27 protein-coding genes are annotated in these 25,404 nt (G+C 70.6%); 8 read left to right on the top strand and 19 right to left on the bottom strand.

What is annotated here, in order from left to right:
* Positions 1-28: 28 nt before the first annotated feature.
* Entirely contained in the window at positions 29-1,036 is a 1,008-nt protein-coding gene (locus D9599_RS11440; protein ID WP_198381365.1) for a C-terminal binding protein, read from the bottom strand.
* A 101-nt stretch (positions 1,037-1,137) separates the two neighbouring features.
* On the opposite strand from D9599_RS11440, the gene D9599_RS11435 reads away from it, so the two are divergent.
* Positions 1,138-1,899, top strand: a complete 762-nt coding sequence (locus tag D9599_RS11435) for an SDR family NAD(P)-dependent oxidoreductase (RefSeq protein WP_198381364.1) — start codon at positions 1,138-1,140, stop codon at positions 1,897-1,899.
* A gap of 342 nt (positions 1,900-2,241) precedes the next feature.
* Here the strand turns inward: D9599_RS11435 and D9599_RS11430 are convergent, their stop codons facing one another.
* Positions 2,242-3,429, bottom strand: coding sequence for a 4-hydroxybenzoate 3-monooxygenase (locus D9599_RS11430; protein ID WP_198381363.1), 1,188 nt, complete (start codon positions 3,427-3,429; stop codon positions 2,242-2,244).
* A gap of 157 nt (positions 3,430-3,586) precedes the next feature.
* Here D9599_RS11430 and D9599_RS11425 point away from each other — a divergent pair, with 157 nt between their 5' ends.
* Positions 3,587-4,390, top strand: coding sequence for an enoyl-CoA hydratase/isomerase family protein (locus D9599_RS11425; protein ID WP_198381362.1), 804 nt, complete (start codon positions 3,587-3,589; stop codon positions 4,388-4,390).
* A gap of 279 nt (positions 4,391-4,669) precedes the next feature.
* Here the strand turns inward: D9599_RS11425 and D9599_RS11420 are convergent, their stop codons facing one another.
* The 6 genes from D9599_RS11420 to urtA all read right to left on the bottom strand — a co-directional run bounded on the left by D9599_RS11420 (position 4,670) and on the right by urtA (position 10,849).
* The gene (locus D9599_RS11420) at positions 4,670-5,377 is read right to left on the bottom strand and encodes an SDR family oxidoreductase (protein WP_198381361.1); all 708 of its coding nucleotides are present in this window, start codon (positions 5,375-5,377) and stop codon (positions 4,670-4,672) included.
* 112 nt (positions 5,378-5,489) lie between these two features.
* Positions 5,490-6,182, bottom strand: a complete 693-nt coding sequence (gene urtE / locus D9599_RS11415; RefSeq protein WP_198381360.1) for an urea ABC transporter ATP-binding subunit UrtE — start codon at positions 6,180-6,182, stop codon at positions 5,490-5,492.
* Positions 6,183-6,185: 3 nt separating this feature from the next.
* Complete coding sequence (gene urtD, locus D9599_RS11410) at positions 6,186-6,926, bottom strand: urea ABC transporter ATP-binding protein UrtD (protein WP_198381359.1); 741 nt, start codon at positions 6,924-6,926, stop codon at positions 6,186-6,188.
* Complete coding sequence (gene urtC / locus D9599_RS11405; protein WP_198381358.1) at positions 6,923-8,020, bottom strand: urea ABC transporter permease subunit UrtC; 1,098 nt, start codon at positions 8,018-8,020, stop codon at positions 6,923-6,925. The genes urtD and urtC overlap by 4 nt, the downstream gene beginning before the upstream one ends.
* Positions 8,017-9,564: an urea ABC transporter permease subunit UrtB gene (gene urtB, locus D9599_RS11400; RefSeq protein WP_198381357.1), complete on the bottom strand. Its 1,548-nt coding sequence runs from the start codon at positions 9,562-9,564 to the stop codon at positions 8,017-8,019. The genes urtC and urtB overlap by 4 nt, the downstream gene beginning before the upstream one ends.
* Positions 9,565-9,613: 49 nt before the next feature.
* Positions 9,614-10,849, bottom strand: coding sequence for an urea ABC transporter substrate-binding protein (gene urtA, locus D9599_RS11395; protein ID WP_198381356.1), 1,236 nt, complete (start codon positions 10,847-10,849; stop codon positions 9,614-9,616).
* A 259-nt stretch (positions 10,850-11,108) separates the two neighbouring features.
* Here urtA and D9599_RS11390 point away from each other — a divergent pair, with 259 nt between their 5' ends.
* A complete protein-coding gene (locus D9599_RS11390) occupies positions 11,109-11,663 on the top strand; it encodes a sugar O-acetyltransferase (protein ID WP_198381355.1) in 555 nt (184 codons plus the stop codon).
* On the opposite strand, the gene D9599_RS11385 is transcribed toward D9599_RS11390, so the two are convergent.
* The 5 genes from D9599_RS11385 to D9599_RS11365 are packed head-to-tail and all read right to left on the bottom strand — an operon-like array spanning position 11,660 to position 16,886.
* The gene (locus tag D9599_RS11385) at positions 11,660-12,397 is read right to left on the bottom strand and encodes an ABC transporter ATP-binding protein (RefSeq protein WP_198381354.1); all 738 of its coding nucleotides are present in this window, start codon (positions 12,395-12,397) and stop codon (positions 11,660-11,662) included. The two genes, D9599_RS11390 and D9599_RS11385, sit on opposite strands and share 4 nt — an antisense overlap.
* On the bottom strand, positions 12,394-13,257 hold the full coding sequence (locus tag D9599_RS11380) for an ABC transporter ATP-binding protein (protein WP_198381353.1): 864 nt from the start codon (positions 13,255-13,257) through the stop codon (positions 12,394-12,396). Before D9599_RS11380 ends, D9599_RS11385 begins: the two co-directional genes overlap by 4 nt.
* On the bottom strand, positions 13,254-14,270 hold the full coding sequence (locus tag D9599_RS11375) for an ABC transporter permease (protein WP_198381352.1): 1,017 nt from the start codon (positions 14,268-14,270) through the stop codon (positions 13,254-13,256). Before D9599_RS11375 ends, D9599_RS11380 begins: the two co-directional genes overlap by 4 nt.
* Positions 14,267-15,283 carry an ABC transporter permease gene (locus tag D9599_RS11370; protein ID WP_198381351.1) on the bottom strand — a complete coding sequence of 339 codons (1,017 nt, stop codon included), beginning with the start codon at positions 15,281-15,283 and terminating at the stop codon, positions 14,267-14,269. The genes D9599_RS11375 and D9599_RS11370 overlap by 4 nt, the downstream gene beginning before the upstream one ends.
* A 4-nt stretch (positions 15,284-15,287) precedes the next feature.
* On the bottom strand, positions 15,288-16,886 hold the full coding sequence (locus D9599_RS11365) for an ABC transporter substrate-binding protein (protein WP_198381350.1): 1,599 nt from the start codon (positions 16,884-16,886) through the stop codon (positions 15,288-15,290).
* 102 nt (positions 16,887-16,988) lie between these two features.
* Here D9599_RS11365 and D9599_RS11360 point away from each other — a divergent pair, with 102 nt between their 5' ends.
* Both D9599_RS11360 and D9599_RS11355 read left to right on the top strand, forming a co-directional pair.
* Complete coding sequence (locus D9599_RS11360) at positions 16,989-17,666, top strand: phosphoribosyltransferase (protein WP_198381349.1); 678 nt, start codon at positions 16,989-16,991, stop codon at positions 17,664-17,666.
* 72 nt (positions 17,667-17,738) lie between these two features.
* Positions 17,739-18,452, top strand: coding sequence for a DUF1194 domain-containing protein (locus D9599_RS11355; RefSeq protein WP_198381348.1), 714 nt, complete (start codon positions 17,739-17,741; stop codon positions 18,450-18,452).
* On the opposite strand, the gene D9599_RS11350 is transcribed toward D9599_RS11355, so the two are convergent.
* A complete protein-coding gene (locus D9599_RS11350; protein ID WP_198381347.1) occupies positions 18,449-18,865 on the bottom strand; it encodes a DUF3775 domain-containing protein in 417 nt (138 codons plus the stop codon). The two genes, D9599_RS11355 and D9599_RS11350, sit on opposite strands and share 4 nt — an antisense overlap.
* Positions 18,866-19,028: 163 nt before the next feature.
* Between D9599_RS11350 and D9599_RS11345 the strand changes: the two genes are divergently transcribed.
* Positions 19,029-19,403: a hypothetical protein gene (locus tag D9599_RS11345; RefSeq protein WP_198381346.1), complete on the top strand. Its 375-nt coding sequence runs from the start codon at positions 19,029-19,031 to the stop codon at positions 19,401-19,403.
* Positions 19,404-19,442: 39 nt separating this feature from the next.
* Here the strand turns inward: D9599_RS11345 and D9599_RS11340 are convergent, their stop codons facing one another.
* Genes D9599_RS11340 through D9599_RS11330 form a run of 3 tightly spaced genes read right to left on the bottom strand, consistent with a single transcriptional unit; the run spans position 19,443 to position 22,299 of the window.
* On the bottom strand, positions 19,443-20,264 hold the full coding sequence (locus D9599_RS11340) for an aldo/keto reductase (protein ID WP_198381345.1): 822 nt from the start codon (positions 20,262-20,264) through the stop codon (positions 19,443-19,445).
* Between the two features lie 22 nt (positions 20,265-20,286).
* Positions 20,287-21,327: a WD40 repeat domain-containing protein gene (locus tag D9599_RS11335; protein WP_198381344.1), complete on the bottom strand. Its 1,041-nt coding sequence runs from the start codon at positions 21,325-21,327 to the stop codon at positions 20,287-20,289.
* Positions 21,328-22,299, bottom strand: a complete 972-nt coding sequence (locus D9599_RS11330) for a GTP-binding protein (RefSeq protein WP_198381343.1) — start codon at positions 22,297-22,299, stop codon at positions 21,328-21,330.
* Between the two features lie 139 nt (positions 22,300-22,438).
* On the opposite strand from D9599_RS11330, the gene D9599_RS11325 reads away from it, so the two are divergent.
* Positions 22,439-22,801 carry a plasmid stabilization protein gene (locus D9599_RS11325; RefSeq protein ID WP_198381342.1) on the top strand — a complete coding sequence of 121 codons (363 nt, stop codon included), beginning with the start codon at positions 22,439-22,441 and terminating at the stop codon, positions 22,799-22,801.
* Positions 22,802-22,916: 115 nt separating this feature from the next.
* On the opposite strand, the gene D9599_RS11320 is transcribed toward D9599_RS11325, so the two are convergent.
* Positions 22,917-23,900: a tripartite tricarboxylate transporter substrate binding protein gene (locus tag D9599_RS11320; protein ID WP_198381341.1), complete on the bottom strand. Its 984-nt coding sequence runs from the start codon at positions 23,898-23,900 to the stop codon at positions 22,917-22,919.
* Positions 23,901-23,923: 23 nt separating this feature from the next.
* The gene (locus D9599_RS11315) at positions 23,924-24,679 is read right to left on the bottom strand and encodes an aspartate/glutamate racemase family protein (protein WP_198381340.1); all 756 of its coding nucleotides are present in this window, start codon (positions 24,677-24,679) and stop codon (positions 23,924-23,926) included.
* A gap of 213 nt (positions 24,680-24,892) precedes the next feature.
* Between D9599_RS11315 and D9599_RS11310 the strand changes: the two genes are divergently transcribed.
* Positions 24,893-25,393: a VOC family protein gene (locus D9599_RS11310; RefSeq protein WP_198381339.1), complete on the top strand. Its 501-nt coding sequence runs from the start codon at positions 24,893-24,895 to the stop codon at positions 25,391-25,393.
* Positions 25,394-25,404: the final 11 nt, after the last annotated feature.

Raw genomic sequence — 25,404 nt, 5'->3', positions numbered from 1 at the left:
AGATCACAATATTGTTATTGTGTGAGACTCAGTCATCTTCCGGCCGGACAACGTTCGTCAGCCTTCCTTCCAACAACACATCCCGCATCGTTTCGGCGCTCTTGCGACGGATATCGAGCAGGGCCTCCGGCGAGTGAAAGGCGCTGTGGGGTGTGACGATGAGCCGCCCCGCCAGCCAAGCCTCCCCCTGCCGGTAAGCCTCGAGCAAGGGATGGACCACAGGTCCAGGCGGCTCCTCCGGCAGGACGTCGAGGCCCGCCCCGGCGAGGGTGCCGTCTCTCAGGCAGGCTTCCAGCGCGTCCAGGTCAAGGATCGGGCCGCGGGCAGTGTTCACCACCACGGCGCCAGGTGGCATCAGGCGGAGAAGGCGGCCGTCCACAAGGCCGCGGGTGGTGCGGGTCAGCGGCGTGTGCAGCGAGAGGGTGTCCGCACGGGTGAACAGCTCCTCGATCGTGCGGGCGCGCTCGATCCCGAGGGCAAGGTCGCTGCCGTTCGGCCGGTAGGGGTCGTGGAACACCACGCGCCAGCCGAAGGCCTTCGCCCTGAGCGCCGCCGCCGTACCGATTCGCCCGAGGCCGAGCACTCCGAAGACGCGGGTCGAAGGCCGCTGGATGAGGGGCGACTCGATGGGGGTCCAGGCGGCGGGCGGGCTGGCGCGCTGCGCGTCGTGGTGCAGCAGCAGCCCGCGGCGGAGGGCGAGGGCGAGGCTGATGGCGTGGTCGGCTACCTCCGTCGTGCCGTAATCCGGCAGGTTGCAGACCGTGACGCCCCGCGCGGCCAGTGCCGGCCGGTCCAGCCGGTCGTAGCCCACGCCCATGCGGACCACGCAGCGCAGCCGGGGAAAGCGGGCGATGTCGGTGGGGCCCAGCCAGTCGCGGAAGACGAAGAGCCCCTCGACCTCCGCGCAGAGAGCGTCCGGCACCTCGGCCAGGCTGCGAACACCCGGTTGCAGGACGCGGACATCGGGGCCCAGGACCTCCCGCTCCACCGTGTCGTCGGGATAGAGGCCCTCCGCCTGCATCACCGTCACCGCCATGCGCCTCTCCCCCATTGTCGTGTGGCACGGCATCCTGGGGGGCAGGGGCGCCGTCGTCCATCGGGGGCGCGGCCAGGGGCCCGGCTGGGGAGGAATGGCGAATGGCCGAGCGACGGATCCTGATCACGGGGGCTTCGAGCGGGATCGGGGCGGCGGTGGCACGCGCCATGGCCCTGCCCGGCGCTGCCATCGCAGTGCATGCCCGCCGGAACCGGGAGGGCGCCGAGGCCGTCGCCGCCGAGCTGCGCGCCGCCGGCGCCGCGGCCCTCGTGCTGATGGGCGACCTGACAGACGCTTCCACCCCCGCGCGGCTGGTGGAGGAGGCGGCTGCCGCCTTCGGCGGGCTGGACGTGGTGGTGGCCAATGCGGGCTTCGCCGATCGCACCCCTGTCTCCGCCCTGACAGACGAGGACTTCGCTCGCAGCGCCGACACCGTTCTCTGGGGCTTCCTGCGGCTGGCTCGTGCGGCGGGGCCGCACCTGCGCCGCGCGGGGGCGGAGGGCCGCGCCGCGCGGATGATCGCCGTCTCCTCGTTCGTTGCGCATTTGTTTCGGACGGACACGACGGTCTTTCCCGCCAGCGCCGCGGCCAAGGCAGGGACGGAGGCACTGGTGCGGGCGCTGGCCCTCGAATGGGCGCCGGCGGTCACGGTGAACGCGGTGGCGCCGGGTTTCACCCGCAAGGACGCGGGCGCCCATGCGGCACTAGACCCCGCGGCCTGGGACGCCGTGCTGCCGCGCATCCCCATGCGCCGGCTGGGCACGCCGGCGGACGTGGCGGCGGCCGTGGCCTTCCTGGCCTCGCCGGGCGCGGGCTACGTCACGGGGCAGGTGATCCATGTCAGCGGCGGCGTGGTGATCTGAGGGGGTTCAGGGGGAGATACCGACTACGAGGGTTAGCGCCGCCAGAGAGGGCGCTGCCCTCTCCGGCACCTCTCCAGCCAAGGGCCTGAGGCCCTTGGATCCCCATCTGGCTTCGCCGATGCGGTGATCGGGGCCAGTTCTTCTTCGTGCCCTTTCTGCGCGTGCAGTCGCCTCGGGGCAGCGACCCGAGGCGCACCGGCCGCAAGGTATCCCAAACTGGAAGAAGAAGATGATGGTGAGGGGTCCGGGGAGAGGAAGAATTCCTTCTTCCTCTCCCCGGAGTCACCAGCGCCGTCGGCCCGGACCAGAAACAGCGGTTCAGCCCGCTGCCGGTAGAACCGTTCATGCGTCGAAGGGCAGGCCGACGTAGTTCTCGGCCACCGCAGCCTGTGCGTTGCGCGAGCCCGAGAGGAAGTCGAGATCGGCCATGCGGATGCGGTGTTCGAAGGGTGATTCCGCCTCGTCCACGTGGAGCATGGTCGTCATCATCCAGCTGAAGCGCTCGGCTTTCCAGACGCGGCGGAGGGCGGTGGCGGGATAGGCGTCCAGGCGGTCGGTGCGGTGATGGCGGATGGCGTCCTCCAGGGCGCGGGAGAGGACGAGCACGTCGGCGACGGCGAGGTTCAGGCCCTTGGCGCCGGTGGGGGGCACGATGTGGGCGGCGTCCCCGGCGAGGAAGAGGCGGCCGTGGCGCATCGTCTCGCAGACGAAGCTGCGGAGCGGGATGATCCCCTTCTGGAAGATCCGGCCCTCCGAGAGGTGCCAGTTCCCGGCGATCTCGAGGCGCTTGTGCAATTCGGCCCAGATGCGGCCATCGGGCCAGTTGGCGATGTCGTCGGCCGGATCGCACTGGATATACATGCGCTGGATCTCGGGGGATCGCGTGCTGAGGAGGGCGAAACCGTCCTCGTGACGGGCGTAGATGAGTTCGTGCCAGGAGATCGGGGCCTCGGCGAGGATGCCGAGCCAGCCGAAGGGATAGGTCTTGTTGTATTCCTGGCGAACCGCTTCCGGGATCGCCTTGCGGCCGGGGCCGTGGAAGCCGTCCGCCGCGACGACGTAGTCGCAGAGCAGCTCGTCCGGCGTACCGTCCTTGTGGTGGAAGGCGATGCGGGGTGCCTTACTCTCCACGTCGTGGAAGGCGGTGCCGCTCACCTCGAAATGGATGGTGCCGCCATCGCCGATGCGGGCGGCGATGAGGTCGCAGAGCACCTCGTGCTGGGCGTAGACGGTCACCTGCTTGCCGCCCGTGAGTTCCGTCACGTCGAGGTGAAAGCGGTTCGGGCCGTATTGCAGGGTGATGCCACTGTGGATGTGGGCCTCGCGGTCCATGCGCGCGCCGAGGCCCATCTCGCGCATGAGGTCGGTCACCCAGTGCTCCAGCACGCCAGCGCGGATGGTGCTCTCCACCGCCTCGCGCGAGCGGTTCTCCAGGATCACGCTCTCGATGCCCGCGCGGTGCAGGAGGTGGGCGAGGAAGAGGCCGGCGGGGCCGCATCCGACGATGCCGACCTGCGTGCGCTGGGACATAGGAAGCCTTCTTCGAGGTTATCGTTCGTGGCGCATGCCGCTGCGATCCGTAGCACGGGACCGGGCGGGGGTGGGAAGCCCAGGGGGCCGCGATGCTCGGCCGTCTTGCCCCGCTGCCCTGGGCCCGGCATGACCGTGGCGGGATGGAGGATGTCCGATGAGCGACGAACCGCTTCTGGTGACGCGGCGCGGGGGACTGGTGCGCGCCGTGCTGAACCGCCCCGCCCGGCGCAACGCGTTGAACGGGGCGCTTTCCGCGGCAATCGACGCGCTGCTGGCCGAACTGCGCGAGGACCGCTCGGTGCGCGTGCTCGTGCTCTCCGGCGCGGGCGGGCATTTCTGCGCGGGGCTGGACCTGGACGAGGTCGGCGCCCCCTTGCCGGAGGAGCAGCGCATGGCGGCGCAACTCGAGCGCAACCGGGCGATCGGGGCACGCTTCGCGGCACTGGCCGCCCTGCCGCAGGTGGTGATCGCCGCCGTGCAGGGATCGGCCTTCGCGGGCGGCCTTGGCTTCGTCTGCGCGGCCGACATCGCCCTGGCGGGCGGCGACGCGCGCTTCGCCGCGCCCGAGGTGCGGCGCGGGCTGGTGGCAGCGCAGATCCTGCCCTGGATCGTTCGCCGCACCGGGCGCAGCCAGGCGGCGCGCATGGTGCTGCAAGGCCACGTGATGGACGCCGCCGAGGCCGCGCGGATCGGGCTGGTGCACCAGGTTGCGCCCGATGCCGCGGCTCTGGAGGCACTGGTGGAGGCGACGGCCGCTGACGTTCTGCAAGGCGCCCCGGGCGCGCTGGCGGAGACGAAGGCGATGCTGGCGGCCCTCGGCGGGGCCGTGCCGGACGGCTACGCGGAAGCCGGGGCCCTGGCCTTTGCCCGTTGCACGACGAGCGGGGAGGCAGACGAGGGGATCGCGGCCTTCAAGGCGCGGCGGGCGCCGGCCTGGTTGGCTACTCAGAGCGGGTAGGGTCTTGTTCTGAACGGGGGCGCTGATGAACCCTGGGAAGAGAAAGAAGGAGTTCTTCCTCTCCCCGGACCCCTCACCATTATCTTTTTCTTCCAGTTGGGGATGCCTCGCGGCCGATGCGCCTCGGGCCATGGACCCGAGGCGACGACACACGCAGGGAGGGCACCGCACAAGAAGCGTCGGCCGCCGATCACCGCCTCCGCGACAGCGATATGGGGAGCCAAGGTATTGCCTTCGGATGTCCGGAGGGGGCGGAGCCCTCTCCGGGGGCCACCTGCGTCACTCCTCGTAGATCATCTTCCGCGTCATCCCCCCGTCCGACACGAATTCGGCCCCGGTGACGAAGCCGCTCTCGGGGCTGAGGAGCCAGGCCGCGAGGGCGGCGATGTCTTCCGGGCGGCCGACGCGGCCGGCGGGGTGCTGGGCGTTGTCGCGCTCGCTCAGCCGCTCGTCCCGCACGTTGATCCAGCCGGGGGAGATGACGTTGGCGCGCACGTCGGGGCCGAGACTGATGGCCAGGGCGTGGGTGAGAGCGAGGAGGCCGCCCTTGGAGGCGGCGTAGCTCTCCGTATCCGGTTCCGACTGGTGGGCGCGGGTGGAGGCGATGGTGACGATGGCACCCTTCGCGGCGCGCAGCAGGGGTTCGGCGGCGCGGGCGAGCAGGTAGGTGCTGGTGAGATTGGTGCCAATGACGCGGGACCAGTCCGCGAGCGAGAGGTCGCGCAGTGGCTTTCGCACCATGATGCCGGCGTTGCAGACGAGGCCGTCCAGCCGCGCCTCGGTGGCCGCGATGCCGTCGATGAGGGCGCGGACGGCAGCCTCGTCGGAGATGTCGGCGCGGAGGTGTCGGGCGGCCTCAGCGGGGCCCTCGGCCTCGGTGTCGGCGGTGATGACGTGCCAGCCATCGGCCATCAGGCGCCGCGCGATGCCGCGCCCGATGCCCTTCGAGCCGCCGGTAACCAGCGCGACCCGCTTTCCCTCTGCCATGAACCGCCCTTTCGGATGCCGGGCGGGGAACGCGGGCGGGCGGCCCCGGTTTGTGGTGGGCGGAGGGCCCTCGCCCCTGCGCGCCGTGTGGATCGCCGGCGCGCCATCCCCCTCAGACGGTCAGCAGGCGGCGGACCGACTCCTCCTCGAGCGCGCCGACCTCGCCCTCCAGCGCGACTTCGCCGCGGACCATGACGGTGATGCGGTCGGCTAGGTCGCGGGCGAACTCGTAGTATTGCTCAACCAGTACCACGGCCATGTTCCGGTCCTTCGCCAGATGGCGGATGACGCGGGCGATATCCTTGATGACGCTCGGCTGGATGCCCTCGGTGGGTTCGTCGAGGATCAGCAGGCGGGGGCGGGCGGTCAGGGCGCGGGCGATGGCCAACTGCTGCTGCTGCCCGCCCGAGAGATCGCCGCCTCGGCGGCGAAGGAACTGGCGGAGGATGGGGAAGAGGTCGAAGACCTCCGACGACACCTTGGCTCCGCGCGGGGCGGCGGCGAGGGCGGTTTCGAGGTTTTCCTGCACGGTGAGGAAGGGGAAGATCTCCCGCCCCTGGGGGACGTAGCCGATGCCGGCGCGGGCGCGGTCGGCGGGGGAGAGGCCCGCGATGTCGCGGCCCTCCCACTCGATGCGGCCGGCGGAGATGCGCTCCACCCCCATGACGGAGCGCATGAGCGAGGACTTGCCGACGCCGTTGCGGCCGAGGACGCAGGTGATGCGCCCGGGATCGGCCGCGAGATCCACGCCGCGGAGGCAAAGGCTGGCGCCGTAGGAGAGGCGGATGCCGGTGGCCCTGAGCATCCCTCAGCGCCCCAGATAGACTTCGATGACGCGGGGGTCGTTCTGCACGGCGTCGATGGAGCCCTCCGACAGCATCGTGCCCTCGTGCAGGACCGTGACCTTCTCGCCGAGGGCGCGGACGAATTCGAGATCGTGCTCTACCACCACCACGCTGCGGTGGCCGGCAATGCGGCGGAGGAGGGCGGCAGTCTGCTCGGTTTCCTGGTCGGTCATGCCCGCCACGGGCTCGTCCACCAGCAGCAACTCGGGGTCCTGCATCAGCAGCATGCCGATTTCCAGCCATTGCCGCTGGCCGTGAGACAGGACGCCCGCGAGGTCCGCCGCGCGGGCGGCGAGGCCGATCTCCTCCAGCACCGCCCCGATCCGCGCGCGGGAAACAGCGTTGAGGCGCCAGCGGAGACAGGAGAGGGGATCGCGCGGGGCCTTGAGCGCGAGCTCGAGGTTCTCGAAAACGGTAAGTGCGTCGAACACCGTCGGCTTCTGGAACTTGCGGCCGATGCCGAGATTGGCGATGGCGGCCTCGTCCATCCGGGTCAGATCGTGGTCGCCGAACCGGACTGTGCCGGCGGTGGGGCGGGTCTTGCCGGTGATGACGTCCATCATCGTCGTCTTGCCCGCGCCGTTGGGGCCGATGACGGCGCGCAGCTCACCGGGATCGACGATGAGGGAGAGGTTGTTCAGCGCGCGGAAGCCGTCGAAGACGACCGAGACGCCGTCGAGATAGAGGCCCTGCCGCTTCGTCACCGTGCGCGCCTCCGGAACAGGCCGACCAGCCCCTGGGGCAGCAGCAGGGTGACGGCGACAAACAGGCCGCCGAGAGCGAAAAGCCAGAGGTCCGGCGCGAAGGAGGTGAGCCAGGTCTTCACGGCATTGACGGAAAAGGCGCCGAGCACCGCGCCGATCAGCGTGCCGCGGCCGCCGACGGCGACCCAGATCACCGCCTCGATGGAGTTGCCGGGTGCGAACTCGCCGGGGTTGATAATGCCGACGAGCGGCACGTAGAGGGCGCCGGCCAAGCCTGCCATCATGCCCGACAGGGTGAAGACCGCGAGCTTGAAGGAGGTGACGGAGTAGCCGAGGAAGCGCACCCGGCTCTCCGCGTCCCGCACCGCGACGAGCACGCGGCCGAGCTTGGTGGAGACGATGTGGCGGCAGAGGAACAGGCAGCCCGCGAGAAGAAGCAGCGCCGCGTAGAAGAGGCCAGAGCGCGCGGCCTGGGTATTAAGCGGTACGCCCAGCAGCTCCTTGAAGTCGGTGAAGCCGTTGTTGCCGCCGAAGCCCATGTCATTGCGGAAGAAGGCGAGCATGAGGGCGTAGGTCATCGCCTGCGTCAGGATGGAGAAGTAGACGCCAGTGATGCGGCTGCGGAAGGAGAGCCAGCCGACGATGAAGGCGAGCGCTCCCGGCACGAGCAGGGCCATGAGGAGCGCGTAGGGGAAGTGCTCGAAGCCGAGCCAGTACCAGGGGAGTTCGCGGTAGCCAAGGAAGACCATGAAATCCGGCAGCACCGGGTGCCCGTAGACGCCGCGCGGCCCAATGAGCCGCATGAGGTGCATCCCCATGGCGTAGCCGCCCAACGCGAAGAAGGCGCCGTGGCCGAGGGAGAGAATGCCCGCATAGCCCCAGGCGATGTCGATCGCGAGGGCGAGCACGGCGTAGCAGATCCACTTGCCGGTGACGGCGACGGTGAAATCCGAGACGCGGAGCGCGCTGCCAGCGGGGAGGAGGTTGAGGAGCGGCAGCGCCGCCAGGAGGGCGATGCCCGCAAGGATGGCTCCCCGCACGAGCAGGCGGGGTGGGATGCCGCGCGCAGCGGGGGTGGCGGTGATCCCGCTCATGCGTCGGCCGCCCGTCCCTTGAGGGCGAAGAGGCCGCGCGGGCGGCGCTGGATGAAGAGCATGATGATGACGAGCACCGCGACCTTGGCGAGCACCGCACCGGCCCAGGGCTCGATTACCTTGTTCAGCACGCCGAGGCCCATGGAGCCGACCAGCGTGCCGACGAGGGAGCCGACGCCGCCGAAGACGACGACCATGAAGCTGTCGATGATGTAGCCGGTGCCGAGATTGGGGGAGACGTTGTCGATCTGGCTCAGCGCCACGCCGGCCATGCCGGCGATGCCCGAGCCGAAGGCGAAGGTCAGCGCGTCCACCCGGCCGGTGCGGATGCCCATGGTGGCGGCGATGCGGCGGTTCTGCACCACGGCGCGCATCTCCAGCCCGAAGCGCGTCAGGCGGATGGCCGCGATAGCGAGGAGGAGGACGAGCATCGCGAAGACGATCACCCAGAGCCGGTTCTGGGTGATGAGGATGCCACCGGGGAGGGGGAGCGTGCCCTGCATCCAGGCCGGTGAGATCACCTCGCGGTTCTGCGCGCCGAAGGCCAGGCGCACGGCCTGCTGGAGAATCATGCCGACGCCGAAGGTCATCAGCAGGGTTTCCAGCGGGCGGCCGTAGAGGTGGCGGATAAGCCCGCGCTCCAGCGCGGCGCCCGCGAGGCCGGCGACGAGGAAGGCGGCGGGGACGGAGAGGGGGAGGGACCAAGGGAGTAGCCAGGGGATGCCGCGGCAGGCTTCCTGCACCACGAAGGTGGTGTAGGCGCCGAGCATGACGAACTCGCCATGGGCCATGTTGATCACGCCCATGACGCCGAAGGTGATGGCGAGGCCCAGCGCCGCGAGCAGCAGGACGGAGCCGAGGGAGAGGCCCTGAAAGAGGGTTTCGGCGGCGCGCTTGAAGGTCAGGCGCGTGTCGATGGCGGCGATGGCGGCGTCGATCTCGGCGGCGAGCTCGGGGTTGGCGTTGCGGGCTTCCAGCAGCAGGGCGCGCGCGTCCTCGGAGGAAGCGCCGCCGAGGGTGGCGATGCCTTGCCGCTTCACGGCGGCATCGGGCGCAACGAGGCGGGAGGCGGCGAGGGCGAGTTCCTGACGCTCCTTCACGCGCGGCACCGTCTCGCGCGCGATGGCGGCCTCAAGGCCCGGGATGTTCTCGGCGCTGCGGCTGCGGAAAACGGATTCGGCGGCGGCGAAGCGCTCGTCCGGGTTGGCGGAGACGAGCTGCAGACGGCCGAGCGCGCCGCGGAGGGCGGAACGGACGCGGTTGTTGATGCGGACCGTCTCGGCGCCGGTGGCGTCGAGCGGCTGGCCGGTCGCGGCGTCGGTGCCGTTGAGGATGACGGTGCTGTCGCGCTTCATCAGCCGCCCTTCGGAGAGGGCGCGGAGCACGGGCAGGGCGCGCGGGTTACCGCCCGCGCCGAGGCGCTCCACCGCCTCCGCCTGGGCGCCGAAGCCGCCGGCGAGGCCGGGGAGCGCGTCGAGATAGGCGTCCTGCGCCAGGGCAGGGCGGGCGAGAAGAAGAACGATGAGGAGGAGGAGGCGCGCCATTTTCTGGGATGAGCGGCGGGGAAGGGGCCCCGCCGCCCGCTCCTTCACGTCAGCCGCGACGGCTGGCGTTCTCGGGGATGAAGGGGGACCAGTTCTCGGCCGCGATGGCGGTCGGCGTCTTGTAGACGATGTTGAACTGGCCGTTCTCCTGGATCTCGCCGATCATCACGGGCTTGGTGAGGTGATGGTTGGGGCGCATCTCCTCCTCGTAGCCGCAGGGGGCCATCACCTTCTGGCCGTACATCGCCTGGCGCACGGGATCGGCCGCGGTGGTGCCCGCCTTCTGCACGGCCTGCATCCACATGCGGAAGCCGGTGTAGGTGGCCTCCATCGGGTCGTTCGTCACGCGCTTGTCGTTCTTGATGTAGGCGCGCCACATCGCCTTGAAGTCGTCGTTCGGCTTGCCGGGCACGGACATGAAGTAGTTCCAGGCCGCGAGGTGGCCGACGAGGGGCTTCGTGTCGATGCCCGCCAGCTCCTCCTCGCCGACGCTGAACGCGACGCAGGGAATGTCCTCGGCTTTGATGCCCTGGTTGCCGAGCTCGCGGTAGAAGGGAACGTTGGCGTCGCCGTTGATGGTGGAGACGATGGCGGTGCGCTTGCCCTGGTTTGCGAAGGTCTTCACGCGGGAGACGATGCCCTGCCAGTCGGAATGGCCGAAGGGCGTGTACTCCTCCATGATGTCGCTCTCGGGGATGCCCTTGCTGATCAGGAAGGCGCGCAGGATGCGGTTGGTGGTGCGCGGGTAGACGTAGTCCGTGCCGAGTAGGACGATGCGCTTGGCCTCGCCACCGTCCTTGCCCATCAGGTACTCCACCGCCGGGATCGCCTGCTGGTTCGGTGCGGCGCCGGTGTAGAAGACGTTCTTCGACTGCTCCTCGCCCTCGTACTGCACGGGGTAGAAGAGGAGGCCGTTCAGCTCCTCGAAGACCGGCAGGACGGACTTGCGGGAGACGGAGGTCCAGCAGCCGAAGGTGACGTCCACCTTCGACACGGCGAGAAGCTCGCGCGCCTTCTCTGCAAACAGGGGCCAGTTGGAGGCGGGGTCCACCACCACCGGCTCCAGCTTGCGGCCGAGCACGCCACCCTGGGCATTCGCCCACTCGATCATCATCAGCACCGTGTCGCGCAGCGCCGTCTCGCTGATCGCCATGGTGCCGGAGAGGGAGTGGAGGACGCCGACCTTGATGGGTGCCCCTTGGGCGAAGGAGGGGCGGATCGCGGGCATCGCCAGCGCGCCACCCAGGCCGGCCAGGGCGGCGCGGCGGGTGAGGGAGAGCGTCATCTTCTTGTCGTCCCAGATGGGCCGGTGCGCCCGCGGATATCCCCGCGACTGGCCGGACGGTCACGGGCTTGCGAGAAGCGTGCCAATTCCGGGACAGCCTTCCACCTTGGCCGACCTGCCGAACTGGCGCTTGCGTAGGCAGGGATGCGCCATCCTGCGGCAGGAATGCTGAACGGTCCGATGGTTGCCTACCGGTTGGGCGGGAACGAGAGGGCTTGGGCGGCCTTGGCTGCGGGCGCTAGCCGGGGGAGACTGCGGCATGACCGAGCGCGAGAAGATGCTGGCTGGCCTGCCCTATAACGGCATGGACCCCCTCCTGCTGGCGGAGCGACAGCGCGCCCGTGCGCTCGTGCAGCGCATGGATTCCCTGCCGCCCGCGGACGAAGCGGCTCGCCGCGCGGTGCTGGAGGAGCTGCTAGGCTTCATCGGCCCCGTGACCCAGGTGATGCCGGGATTTCGCTGCGACTACGGGAGCAACATCCGCCTCGGGGCCGACAGCTACGTCAACTTCAACTGCGTTTTCCTCGATTGCGCGCCCATCACGCTCGGGGACAGCTGCCAGGTTGCGCCCTCGGTACAGATCTACACCGCGACCCATCCGTTGGAGCCCGGGCCGCGCGCCGCAGGGATCGAGAGCGCGCATCCCGTGACCATCGGGCGCAATGTCTGGCTCGGCGGCGGCTGCATCGTGCTGCCGGGCGTCACGATCGGCGACGACACGGTGGTGGGGGCGGGCGCGGTGGTGAACCGCGACCTGCCGGCGGGCGTGCTGGCGGTGGGGAACCCGGCGCGAGTGGTGCGGCGCGTCGCTTAGGCTTCCTCAAGGTCCCGCGAGAGGCGGATGAGGTCCCTCGTGTGCGGGTGGGCGGCGCGGCCGGCGCGCAGCGACGCCTCGTCCAGCTCCTCCACGATGCGGCCGCCCTGCATGACCGCGAGCCGGCCGCAAAGATGCGCGACGACCGCAAGGTTGTGCGAGACGAGGATGCAGGTGAGGCCCCGCGCCGCGCGGAGGTCGGCCAGCAGGTTCAGCACCTCCGCCTGGACGGAGACGTCGAGGGCGCTGGTCGGTTCGTCCAGCAGCAGCACGCGGGGATCGGCGATCAGCGCGCGGGCGATGGCCACGCGCTGGCGCTGCCCGCCCGAGAGCTGGTGCGGGTAGCGGAAGCGCGCGGCGCGGGGCAGGGCCACCTCCTCCAGCGCGCGGGGGATGCGGGCGTCGGCGTCGGTGAAGCCGTGCACAGCCAGCGGTTCCGACAGGATGCGGTCCACGGTCTGGCGCGGGTGGAGGGAGCCGTAGGGGTCCTGGAAGACCATCTGAACGAGGCGGTAGAAGGCGCGGTCGCGCTTCCCGCCGAGCGGCTTGCCGTCCACGGCGATGCGGCCGGTCCATTCCGTGACCAGTCCGGCGACGGCGCGCAGCACGGTGGACTTGCCGCTTCCGCTCTCGCCCACCAAGCCGAAGGTCTCGCCGGGGGCAACCCGGAAGGAGACGCCGCGCAGGACGTGGTTGGCTGCGAAGCGGACGTCGAGGTCCCTGATGTCGATCATGAGCGGGGCGCCAGCCAGGCAGGGTCGCGCCTGAGCGTCGCGAGGCGTTCCCGCTTTTCGGAGAGGGAGGGCAGGCATTCGAGCAGGCCGCGCGTATAGGCGTGAGTGGCGCGGTGGAGGTCGGCGGCGGGCAGTTCTTCCATCACCTGGCCCGCATACATCACGGCCACGCGGTCGCAGAAGCGGGAGACGAGAGGCAGGTCGTGGCTGATAAGCATCAGGGCCATGCCGCGGCTGTCCACCAGCTCCTCGATCAGGCGGAGGATTTCGGCCTGGACGCTTGCATCCAGGGCAGAGGTCGGCTCGTCAGCGATCAGCAGCTCGGGGTTGGGGGCCAGCATCATCGCGATCATCACGCGCTGGCCCATGCCGCCGGAGAGCTCGTGCGGGTAGGCGTCATGAACGCGGCGGGGGTCGCGGATCTGCACGGATTCGAGCAGGGCCATGGCGGCGTCGCGCGCCTCGCGCCGGCCGAGGCGGCTATGGGCTCGCAGGGCCTCCGCGATCTGGGCGCCCGCGGTCACCACGGGGTTCAGGCTGTATTTCGGGTCCTGCAGGATGAGCCCGATGCGGCCGCCACGGAGGCCGCGCATCTCGCGCTCGCTCGCGTGCAGGATGTCGGTGGTGCCGAAGCGGAGCACGTCGGCTCGCACGCGCGCGGAGCCCGGCAGCAGGCCCATCAGCGCGCGGCCGGTGACGGACTTGCCCGAGCCGCTCTCCCCGACAATGCCGAGCTTTTCCCGCCCGATGGCGAAGGAGACGCCGCGCACGGCCTGGGTGACGCCCGTGGCCGAGGAGAAATCGACGTGGAGGTTGCGGACGGCGACCAGGGGTTCGCCGGCCAGGAGAGCGGTGCTCATCGCTGCTTCGGGTCCAGCACGTCGCGGAGGCCGTCGCCCAGCAGGTTGAAAGCGAGGGAGGCCGCGAAGATCGCGATGCCCGGCATGACCGCCACCCACCATTGGTCGAGGATGAAGCGGCGCGCGGTCGCGATCATCGTGCCCCATTCCGGCAGGGGCGGCTGCGCGCCGAGGCCGAGGAAGCCGAGGCCGGCCGCGGTGAGGATGATGGAGGACATGTCCAGCGTCACGCGCACGATGAGGGAGGGCAGGCACATCGGCAAAACGTGGCGCAGCACGACGCGCGCGGGGGAGGCGCCGGTCATGCGCGCGGCGGCGACGTAGTCCGTGCGGCGGATCGTGAGCGTCTCCGCCCGCGCGAGGCGGGCATAGGGCGGCCAGGCGGTCAGCGCGATGGCGATGACGGCGCTCTCCACGCCCGGCCCCATGGCGGCAACGAAGGCCAGCGCGAGGATGAGGCGCGGGAAGGCGAGGAAGACATCCGTCGCCCGCATCAGCAGCCGGTCCCAGAGCCCACCCGCGTAGCCCGCGACGCAGCCGACGAGCAGGCCGATGGGAGCGACCAGCAACACGACCGCCAGCACCATGCCGAGCGTGATGCGTCCGCCGTAGAGAAGGCGGGACCAGACGTCGCGGCCCAGCTCGTCCGTGCCCAGCAGGTGTGCGGCGGAAGGCGCGGCGAGGCGGTTGCCGAGTTCCTGGATACCGGGGTCGTGCGTCGCCAGCACCGGCGCCAGCAGGATCAGCAGGAGCATGAGCAGAATGACGCCGAGCCCCGCCATGGCCAGCGGGTTGCGGCGGAAGGCGAGCCAGGCCTGGTAGCGGCGCCCCCAGGCGGCCTGAGAACGGGAGGCCGGCGCGTCCGTCAGCAGCCAGGCGCGGCGGCCAGAGGCGGCGCCCTCCTGCGGCGGGGGTGGGGCGCCGGCGGTCTCCGGCACGGCGTCGGGCGCGACCGGCTCCAGCGCCGCGGTGGCGGTCGCTGCATCGGCGATGGGGGAGGCGGGGTCGCTCATCGCGTGCGGGGATCCATCAGGCGATAGAGCAGGTCGGCCAGCAGGTTCAGTACGACGTAGATGAGGCCAACGACGAGGGTGGCGCCGAGCACCGCGTTCATGTCGGCGTTGAGCAGCGAGACCGTGAGATACTGGCCCAGGCCGGGCCAGGCGAAGATCGTCTCGGTCAGCACCGCGCCCTCCAGCAGGCCGGCGTAGGTGAGGAAGATCACCGTCACCAGCGGGACGGCGGTGTTGCGGAAGGCGTGGCGCCAGACGATGCGCGGCCAGGAGAGGCCCTTGGCGCGGGCGGTGGTCACGTATTCGGCGCGAAGCTCCGCCAGCATGAAGGCGCGCGTCATGCGGGCGATGTAAGCAAGGGAGAAGAGGCAGAGCACGCCGGCCGGCTGGATAAGATGCGCGACGGCGTCCCAGAAGGCCGGCCAGTCGCCGGCCAGCGCGGCGTCCACCGTCATCAGCCCGGTGCGGGTCTCCACCATGTCCTGGAAGACGATGCCCTGGCGGCCGGGGCCCGGCAGCCAGCCGAGCCAGGCGTAGAACACCAGCAGCGAGACGAGGGCGAGAACGAAGACCGGCAGGGAATGGCCGGCGAGGCAGAAGACGCGCACCGCCTGGTCCACCCAGGAGCCCTGGCGTGTCGCGGCCAGCACGCCGAGGCCGATGCCGATGATCGCGGCGACGATGATCGCCAGCGTCGCCAGCTCGAAGGTGGCGGGGAAGTAGCGGGCGATGTCCTCCCAGACGGGGTTGGAGGTCATCACCGAGCGGCCGAGATTGCCGGTGACGATATCGGTCAGGTAGCGCCAGAACTGCGCGTAAAGGGGCTGGTCGAGGCCGAGTTCCAGCCGCGTGCGCGCCACCACGTCCGCGGGCGCGCGGTCCCCCACCACGGCCAGTACGGGGTCGATCGGCACGACGCGGCCGATGAAGAAGGTGACCACGACGAGGCCGAGGAGGGTGATGGGGATGCTGGCGGCGGTGGCCGCCAGCGCCCCGAGGCGCGCCCGCAGCAACCGATCAGGCCTTGGCGATCGGAGCGTAGCTGGTGCGGTCGCTCAGCACGCCGATCTGCAGGCCGCGCACGCTGTTGCGGGTCACCGCCACCTCCAGCTCCTGCAGCATCACCGCGAAGGGGCTCTGCTGCTGGTGGTCGCGCTGGATCGCCTCGTACATCGCGACGCGCTTCTCCGTATCGGTCTCGCGCACGGCGGCCTGGGTACGGGCGGTGAGTTCCGGGATGGCCCAGGCAGAGCGCCAGGCGAGGGTCTTGTTCCGCGCGTCGTCCCCGTTGTCGGGGTTCATGCTGAAGGCTTCGGCGTTGCTGTGCGGGTCGAAATAGTCCGAGCCCCAGCGCAGCAGCGCGAGGTCGTGCTGGCGGGCGCGGGTCTTGGTGATGACCGAGCGCATCTCGCCGGGCAGCATGCGCGGGCGGATGCCGATGGCCGCGAGGTTCGCCTGGAGCGCCTGGGCGATGTCGCCCACCGGCGCGCCGGAGAAGAAGTCGAAGGCACACTCGAAGCCGTCCGGGTGTCCCGCCTCGGCCAGCAGGCGCTTGGCGCCGGCGACATCGAGCTTGAAGGGCTTCTCGGTCAGCGCGCCGGGCAGGCCCTCCGGCAGGAAGGCCTGGTGCACGGCGTAGTTGTTGGGGACGATGTTGCGCTGGATACCCTCGTAGTCGATCGCCATCTTGATCGCCTGCCGAACCCCCGGCTTCGCCAGGATGGGGTTCTTCTGGTTCATCGCGACGTAGAGAAGGCTCGCCTTGCGCTGCGTGACCACCGTGTAGCGGTTGTCCGTGCCCAGCGTCTTGATCTGGTCGGAGGCGAGGTTGCGCGCGATGTCGTAGTCGCCCCGCTGCAGGCCGAGGAGCTGCGCGGAGGGATCGGCGACATGGCGCATGATGATGCGGCGCGTGGCGGGGCCATGCGCGGCGTTGGGGTTGGCCTGCAGCGTCACCGCCTCGCTCGCGCGCCAGGAGACGACGCTGTAGGCGCCGGAACCCGCGGAATTGCCCTTCATCCAAGCATTGCCCCAGTCATCGCCCTGGGCGCGGGCGGTGACTGTGGCCTTCTCCACGATGCTGCCGACGGCGGCGGAGAGGCAGTAGAGGAGGAAGGAGGTGGCGGTCGGCTCGGCGGTAGTCAGCACGACCGTGCGCGGGTCCGTGGCGCGGATCGTCCCCGCCATGTTGTCCTTGGTGAAGCCGAACTGGTTGATGATGAAGGCCGGGGCCTTGTTCAGCGCCACCACGCGCTGGAGGGAGTAGACGACGTCCTCCGCCGTGACCTCCTTGCCGCTGGCGAACTTCTGGCCGGGCTTGAGGCGGAAGGTGAAGGTCCGCGCGTCGTTGCTCGCGGTCCAGCTCTCCGCGAGGTCGCCGACGAGGCGTGAGGGATCGTCGTTCGGAGTGGTGACGAGCTTCTGGTAAACGTTCCCCGCGATCTCCTGTGCCGTGTACTCGAAGCTCTCGGCGGGATCGAGCGTGATGATGTCGTCGATCTGCTTCGCCATGACGATGACGCCGGGGGGCGTCTGGGCGTGCGCCGCCCGGATCACCGCGTCCCAGGAGAGGAAGGCGGCGCCGGAGGCGGCGAGGAGGTGGCGGCGGGGGATCATGCTCTGTCTCCGGTGATGGCAGGCGGATGCCCGAGGCGCGGCCGGGCGGCAAGGCCGGTCACAGGCTGGACCAGTGGCATCCCGCATGCCAAGCGCCGTTCCATGCAGTTCTGGCAAGGATTTGAACCGGCGCCCGACGCGCCACCCCATCGCGACAGCGCGGCCCTGCCCATGCCGGACGGCAGCGCGCTGCGCCTGCCGCTGCGGGACTACGGCGAGGTGGCGGTCACAGGGCTGATCGTCAACCAGGCCTCCTTCGCCGTTCTCCACCGGCTGGTGGGCTGGATGGTCAAGGCGGCGCGGCCGCTGGGGGCGGAGGTGGTCTGCGGCCTGCCCACGCTCGGCCATGCCCTGGCGCCGCTGGTTGCGGAGGCTCTAGGGCACCCTAACTGGGTGGCTGCCGGCTATTCCCGCAAGCGCTGGTACGAGGAGGGGCTCTCGGTTCCCGTCTCCTCCTCCACCACACCGGGGGAACGGCGGATGTGGCTCGATCCGCGGATCCTGGCCCGGCTGGCGGGGCGGCGGGTGCTGCTGGTGGACGACGTGATCAGCACGGGCAGTTCGGCGCTCGCGGGGATGGTGCTGCTGGAGCGGGCGGGCGTCGTGCCTGTGGGGCTGTGCGTCGCGATGGCGCAGGGCGACCGCTGGGTGCCCGCCTGGCCCGCGGCGGTCCCGGTCTGCGCGGGCTTCGCGGCGCCGCTGCTGCGGCCGGCGCCGGGTGGCTGGGCGCCCGATCCTGCGACGCGGCCCGCGGTGCTGCTGCCGGACGGCGCTGCCTAACGAAAAGCATTGCGCCGGGCGTGTAGGCCCTGGTGTGATCGCCGATCAGCGGTTGCGGGAGGGGCATGCGCCATGCGGCGTCGGTCGGTTCTGGCGGCGGGCGGTGCCGCGCTACTTCCCCTGGCGGCGCGGGCCGAGGAGGCAGTGGACCTGCTGCTTGTCCTGGCGGTGGATGTCTCCCGCTCCATCGACGAGGACGAGGCGCGGCTGCAGCGGGAGGGATATCGCAGCGCCGTGACCGACCCCCGCGTGATGGAAGCGATCCGCGCGGGGATGACGGGCGCCATCGCGCTCGCCTACGTCGAATGGGCGGGCGCGGACTACCAGCGACTGGTGATTCCCTGGACGCGCATCTCGGCCCCCGCTGAGGCCACGGCCTGGGCCGATACCCTCGCCCGCGCGCCGCGCGTCGCCCTCTCCTGGACCTCGATCTCCGGCGGGCTCGACTTCGCGCTGCGCACCCTCACGGAATCGCCCTTCGAGGGCACGCGTCGGGTGGTGGACGTCTCCGGCGACGGCGTGAACAACAGCGGCATGCCGGTGGAGGGCGTGCGGGACCGGCTGGTGGCAGAGGGGATCACGATCAACGGGCTGCCGATCATGAACGACCGGCCGACCTTCGGGCGCCCCTCGCCGATCCCGCTCGACCAGTACTATCGGGACTCCGTCATCGGCGGGGATGGCGCCTTCCTCATCGCCGCCGAGGATTTCGAGGCCTTCGGCAACGCCGTGCGTCGCAAGCTCGTGCGCGAGATCGCGGGGCTGCCTGGGCCCGCGATCGGCTAGCGCTCGATCTCCTCCACCACGATGCCGAAGGCGGCCAGGCCCTCGGCCAGGAGGTCGCCCAGCAGGTCGAGGCTGGTGAGGTATCCCGCCGGGTCGGCCTCGTGCCGCTCCCGCGCGAGGTTTAGCGCCTCCTCCCACTCGTCCGGCTCGTAGTCGCCGCGGCCCACCCAGGCGAGGGCGATGAGGGAGCACTGCTCCTCGTCGTTCAACTCGCCAAGTTGTGTCTCCAGGTCCTCCGCCTCCGGGTCAGCCTTGCCGACGAGGTCGGTGTCGGCATCCTCGTCCTCCTCGGCCTCCTCGGAGGCGCGGGCGGCATCGATGATGTTAGCCACTGCCGGGAGGCTGATGCCGAGATCGACCTCGCCATCCTCGTTCTCGGGTGGGCCAGGGATTCCACCGGGTTTGTCGCTCATCGAAGGGGTCCCGAATGCCTCTGTGAATTGCTGCCGCCCGCCCAACGCCTGAACCGGCCTTCGGCTTCGCGAAACCCAAGCTCCCGACTCCGCGTTCATTCCGCGAGGTTGATTCAAGACCTTTCCACAAGTCATTGAAATTATTGGGCCGAGGGGCACTGCAATGATGAAGATCGGCGCGTTCGCACTCTTCGGCTTCCTGGTCTTGTCCCCGGTCGCGCAAGCCGCCGATACGCCCGCCTTCGTCACTGCAACGGTCTGCGATGCCGCTGCTCCCATCACGGCTGCGACAGCGGTCATCCGGCGCCATGTGAGCGCCCAGGTCGGCGCTCATAAGCGCGTGGCGCAGCGCCCCGCCGCCCGGCCGCAGCAGCGGGCCACGGCCCCTGCACAGGCCCGGCGCCATGCCGCGCGGCCGGCGCCCCGGTCCGTCGAGGAGACCGAGGTTCCGTCCAACGAGAGCGAGGCAGTGCTTCGCCCGGCCGTGCATTTCTGCATCACGCCGGCCGGCTGGAATAATCCCGTTCGCTACACCTGAGGGGACGGGAGCAGAGCAGCCCCCATCAGGTAGTGCCCGTCAGGTCGCCCAGTCGGGCGCGAAGGGCGGGTTCACGAAGCGCTGATCCTTCGGCAGCGCGTCAATTTCCGCCACATCCGTGTCCGTCAGCTTCGCGGCCAGAGCGAGGGCCTCGAGGTTCGCCTTTTGCGTTTCGGGCCGCGACGCCTTCGGGATGGCGTTCACCCCGTCCTGCCGCAGCAACCAGGCGAGGGCCACCTGGGCAGCCGTCACGCCGTGCCGCCCGGCGATGGCGCCGATCCGCGGGTCCGAGGCCAGGCGCCCCTGGGCAAGTGGCGCGTAGGCGGTCAGGACAATGCCCTGCGCGCGGGTGACCTCCAGCAGTCGGTCCTGCGAGAGAAGGGCGTGGTACTCGACCTGGTTCGCCGCGATCGGCACGCCGGTCTCGATGGCGCGCTTGAGCAGGCCCGCGGGGAAGTTCGCGACGCCGACAGCGCGCGCCAGCCCCTCCTCGCGCAGCCGCGCGAGGTCATGCATCGCCTGCGGCACGTCGATGTCAGGCGAGGGCCAGTGGATGAGATAGAGGTCGAGGTAGTCGGTGCCGAGGCGCGAGAGCGAGGCCTCGCAGTGCTGGCGGATGCGGCCGAGGTTTTCCCACCAGACCTTGCTGGTCAGGAAGATGTCGCCGCGTGGCAGGCCGGAGGCCTTGAGGCCGGCACCGACCGGCTCCTCGTTCCCGTACATCTCCGCCGTGTCCACGGCGCGGTAGCCGAGGCCGAGGGCCGACTCCACGGCGGCCTGGCACTCGGCACCGGAGAGCCGCCAGGTGCCGAAGCCCAGGCGCGGGATGGAGAGGCGGGGTGTGGTGATGCGATCGCTCATGGCGCGGGAGGGTGGGGATGCGTCAGCGCTTCGCCAAGTCCAGAAGCGCCGCGAAGCCGGTTTCCGTGCCGAAGGCGAGATGCGTTCCCGCCGCGTTCCATGACAGCGCGGAGACGGAGCCGCGCCCGGGGGCGGCAATGGGCACCACCTTGCCCGAGGCGATCTCCGCCATCAGCACGAGGCCGTCCGCGAAGCCCGCGACCACCACCTCGTGCTGCGGATGGCAGGCGACGCGCGTGCAGACCACCTGATCTCCACCGGCGATCTCCGTCGGCGCCTTGCCCATGGGGCCGCCGCCGAAGAAGGGCCAGAGCACGACGGAATCCGCGCCCGAGGAGGCCAGCCAGCGCCCCTTGGCGGTGAAAGCGATGGACTGCGTCTTCGCGGGATAGCCGGACATGCGCATGTGCTGGCTGTCGGTCAGGCGCCAGCCGTGCAGTGCGTTCTCCTGCATCGCCGTCACCACCGCCTGTCCGTCGGGCGCGACGGCGATGGCGTGGTGGCTGCCCTTCCACTCCAACACGCGCGGCTTGTCCTCCTTCGCCGCCACGAACCAGGAGGAGACGCCGTTGTAGTGCGAGGCGAAGACGCGCTTGCCCTTCGCGTCGATGGCGACGCCGCCGACGGTGGAGGGATGCGGGCCGAAAGCCTTCAGCTTCGCGCCGCGGCCGTCCAACAGGTGGACGTTCTTCCCCACCGCCGCCGCGCGCAGGCCGGACGCGTGGGTGGTGACGTGGTCCACCCACTTCATGGTGCCGAAATCCGCCACCGTCTCCGTCGTGCCATCGGGCGCGATGCGCAGCAGCTTGCCGTCGTCGCCGCCCGAGAGCAGGCCCTCCGCGCAATCGGGTGCGAGCGAGAGGGCGGCGCCGTCATGCGCCTCCAGCCGCCTCCACTCGCCCGCGTGGTCAGCGGTGGCGGCGAGGTGCACCGTGCCGTCCGAGAGCGCGAAACCGGCCGTGCGGCCCTCGCGCCCGAAGACGGCGCCCACCACCCAGGCGCCGAGCTCGCGGCCGGTGCCGCGCTGGTCGAGGAGGAAGTCCGCTTCCGCAACGCCCGACATTCAGGCGGCCACCGTGGATTCGAAGCCGCGCCGCAGCCGCGGGCGGTTCAGGTCGCGGCCGATGAAGACGATGCGCGACTTGCGCGGATCGCCCTCCTTCCAGGGGCCGATGTAGTCGCCGTCCGCGATCATGTGCACGGCCTGGAAGGCGAAGCGGCGGTCGTCGCCGGCGTAGTGCAGGATGCCCTTCGTGCGCAGCAGGTCCTGGCCCTTGGTCTGCAGCAGCTCGCCGATCCAGGCGTTGAACTTCTCGGCGTCGATGGGCTGATCCACCTCAAAGGAGACGGACTGCACGGCGCTGTCGTGGCTGTGCTCGTCGTCGCCGCTCAGGAATTCAGGTTCGCGCGCGAGGATGCGGTCGAGGCGGAAGGCGTCGCGGCCGATGACCGCATCGAGCGGCACGTCGGACTTGGTGGCACGGCGGATCTCGACCGTCGGGTTGATGGCGCGGATACGGCGCTCGACCTCGTCCGCCTCCTTGGGCGTCACCAGGTCCATCTTGTTCAGCACGATGACGTCGGCGAAGGCCACCTGCTCCTCGGCCTCCGGGCTGTCGCCCAGGCGGGTCAGCAGGTGCTTGGCGTCCACGACCGTGACGATGGCGTCCAGCCGCGTCGCGCGCTTCACGTCCTCGTCCACGAAGAAGGTCTGGGCGACGGGGGCGGGATTCGCGAGGCCCGTGGTCTCGACGATGATGCCGTCGAACTTGTCCTTGCGGCGCATCAGCCCGCCGAGGATGCGGATGAGGTCGCCGCGCACGGTGCAGCAGATGCACCCGTTGTTCATCTCGAAGACCTCCTCGTCGGCATCGATGACGAGGTCCTGGTCCACGCCCATCTCGCCGAACTCGTTGATCACCACCGCGAACTTGCGGCCGTGATTCTCGGTGAGGATGCGGTTGAGGAGGGTGGTCTTGCCGGCGCCGAGATAGCCGGTGAGGACGGTGACGGGAACAGGCAGGATTTCGGACATGATGGGGAGCCTCGGGAGGGAGAGGTCGTGACCTGGCCGCGTTATATAGTAGCGCGGGGGGGCGGGGCCATGGGGGGTGCCCAACCGCTCGCGGGGTTCCTGCGTTGTTCCGGCATCATCGCCCAAGAGGAGCGCAACGATGCCCCGTGGTGACAAATCCGCCTATACGGACAAGCAGAAGCGCATGGCCGCCCATATCGAGGAGGGCTACGAGAAACGCGGCGTTCCCGTGGAAGAGGCGGAGGCGCGGGCCTGGGCCACCGTCAACAAGGAGACGGGCGGCGGGAAGAAGAGCGGCTCCGGCCGAGGCAAGCCCATGAACACCCAGCCCTCCCGCACCGGCGGGGAGCGCGGCGGGACCGCCTCGGCGGCACGCCCGGCGGCGATGCGCTCGGCCTCTGCCAAGAAGGCCGCTTCCTCCCGCACACCGGAGCAGCGGTCGGCCTCCGCGCGGAAGGCGGCGGCGACGCGGAAGCGGAACGCCGAGGCGAAAAAGGGCTGAGTGGTGGTCCGGGGCCAAGGCAGGTCCTGATCGCCTGAGCATCGCACCCGCGTTGGGGATGGCGGCCTAGGCCCCTGGTAGGGGCCCCGGCCTCTTCACCGTGGGCTATCCGGGATCAGTCCACCTGCGCCCCCGAGCGCCGCACGATCTCGCCCCAGCGGGCGATATCCGCCTCGTGGATGCGCCGGAAGGCTTCCGGCCCCGGATCGGCCGGCGGGGTGATGCCCTGGTTGTCCGTCAGCCAGGTGACGAAGTCCGGCTGCGCGATGATGCGCGCCACTTCCTCCGCCATGCGGGCCTGGATGGGGGCAGGCAGGTGCGGCGGGGCGATCAGGCCGTACCAGGTGCTGCTCTCGAAGCCCGGAAGGCCGCAGGCCTGCTCGATCGTCGGAACCTCGGGTAGCGGCGCCAGGCGGGCGCGCGTGGTCACGCCGAGGGCACGGAGCTGGCCCTGCTGCACCGGCGCGATGCTCGGCCCGCTCTGGTTGAAGAAGAAGGCGGACTCCCCGGCCAGCAGGGAGACCATGGCCGGCCCCTGGCCGCGATAGGGCACGTGCAGAACGTCGATGCCCGCGGCGACGGCGAACTGCACCGCCGAGAGGTGCGTGGAGGCGCCGTTGCCAGTGGAGGCATAGGCAAGACCGCCCGGCTTCGCCTTCGCCGCCGCGATCAGGTCGCGGCAGGTGCGGAGGCTAGGGGAGTGCTGCGGGCTGACCAGCAGCACGTTCGGCACGTCGCCGAGGATGGCGATATGCGTCACGTCCCGAAGCGGATCGAAGGGAAGCGACTTGTAGAGGGTGGCGTTGATCGCGTGCGTGCCCGCGGTCGCCAGCAGGAAGGTGTAGCCGTCCGGCCGCGCGCGGGCGACGTATTCGGAGGCGATGTTGCCGCCGGCGCCCGTGCGGTTGTCCACCACGACCGGCACGCCGAGCGCGCGGGTGAGCGGCTCCGCCAGCTTGCGCGCGTAGATGTCCACGCCGGAGCCGTTGGGGAAGCCGCCCATGATGGTGATGGGCCGGTTCGGCCAGGGCGCCTCCTGCGCCGCGGCGGGAAGCGCGAGGGCGAGCGCCGTGAGGGCGAGCGCGGTTCGGCGGAGCATGGGCGGGGCCTCCTGGTGGTGCCTCAGGCGAAGTCGCGCGGCCGGATGCCGGCGTGGAAATAGGTGATCATGGCGTAGATGTCGTAGACCGGTCGGCCGGTGGCCCGCTGCACGGCCGCGGCATAGGGCGGCATGTTCGTGCACTCGAGCACGATGGCGCCGACCTCCGGGTGACGCGCCACCAGGCGCTCCGCGGCCTCGACCACGTCCTGTTCGGCCAGGTCCACGTCCATGTCGTCCTTCTCGGCCTTGATCAGCACGCGGAAGAACTCGCGCCCGCTCTCCGTGCCCTCCATGGGGCTGTCGAGGGGCACGCCGGCGGCTTCGAGATGCGCGGGCGAGAGGCTGCCGCCGGAGACGGTGACGAGCCCGACGCGCTGGCCGGGCGGCAGCATCGCCTGCACCCAGGGCACCTGCATGAGGCTGCTGGTGGCCACCGGCACGCCCACCGCCGCCGCGATCTCCCGCTGGAAGAGGGAGAGGAAGCCGCAATTGGTGGTGATGGCCTCCGCGCCCTGGGCCACCAGCTCGCGCGCGGCCTCCAGGAAATCCGGCAGCAGGCCGCGGGCGCCCTCCAGCACCACCTTCTCCGGGCTTGCGCCGCGCACGACGCGGTAGAGCACCGGGAAGGGCCAGGTGCCGCCATTGCCCATGTCGCCATGGATGCGGGGGAAGCGCGCCTCCAGCATGAGGATGCCGAGCGGCGCGCCGTAGAGGGCGCGGCCGCCGCGCGCGATGCCCCGGCGGCGCGTGGGGAAGGAAGGGGGTGCTGCGGTCATGGTCGGGCCCTGGGTCGAGGAACCCCCTCAGCATAGGACGGGCCAACCGCCTTGTCGGGTGCCCCTGCGGCCCACCGGCACCGCCCCTGCTCAGGTTTGCGCCAGTCCCGGCGCCGCCTGATTGCGAAGCGGGCGGGGCGGGGCCCTGAGCCCGCGCTTCCCGTGGCACGTCAATTGCCCTCAGCATGGGGCTTTTCACGGATCGCGCCCCTGATGTCTGACACGCCCCTCGTCGCCGGCCTGTTCCACGTGGCCGTCAAGACCAGCGACCTCGCCGCCACCCTCGCCTTCTACAAGGGCGTGCTGGGCCTGTCCGAGGCCCATCGCCCGGACTTCGGCTATCCCGGCGCCTGGCTCTCCGTGCCGCTGCCGGGCGGGCAGGCCCTGCTGCACGTCTATGCCGGCGGGCCGGCGCTCGGGCCCGAGGGCGTGGCGCCCCAGGGCACGGCGGCGATCGACCACGTCTCCCTCGCCTGCCGCGGCTACCACGCCTTTGTCGAGCGCTTCCGGCGGACGGGACTGGACTGGCGGGAGTTCCTCGTGCCCGGCACCACCCTCTGGCAGCTCTTCGTCTACGACCCCTCCGGCGTGCAGCTCGAACTTACCTTCGACGGCGCCTCCGAGGCGGGCGCGCCGCCCGACATGTCGGACGGGCGCCGCTACGTCGCGGGCAGCAGCTTCTTCGATCCCCAGACCTACCCGAAGCTCTCGTGAGGCCGCTCCCG

The organism is Roseomonas sp. KE2513, assembly GCF_016107305.1.
Taxonomy (GTDB): domain Bacteria; phylum Pseudomonadota; class Alphaproteobacteria; order Acetobacterales; family Acetobacteraceae; genus Roseomonas.
Note: the sequence above shows the minus strand (reverse complement) of the source record. Positions and strands in the feature narration are given on the sequence as shown.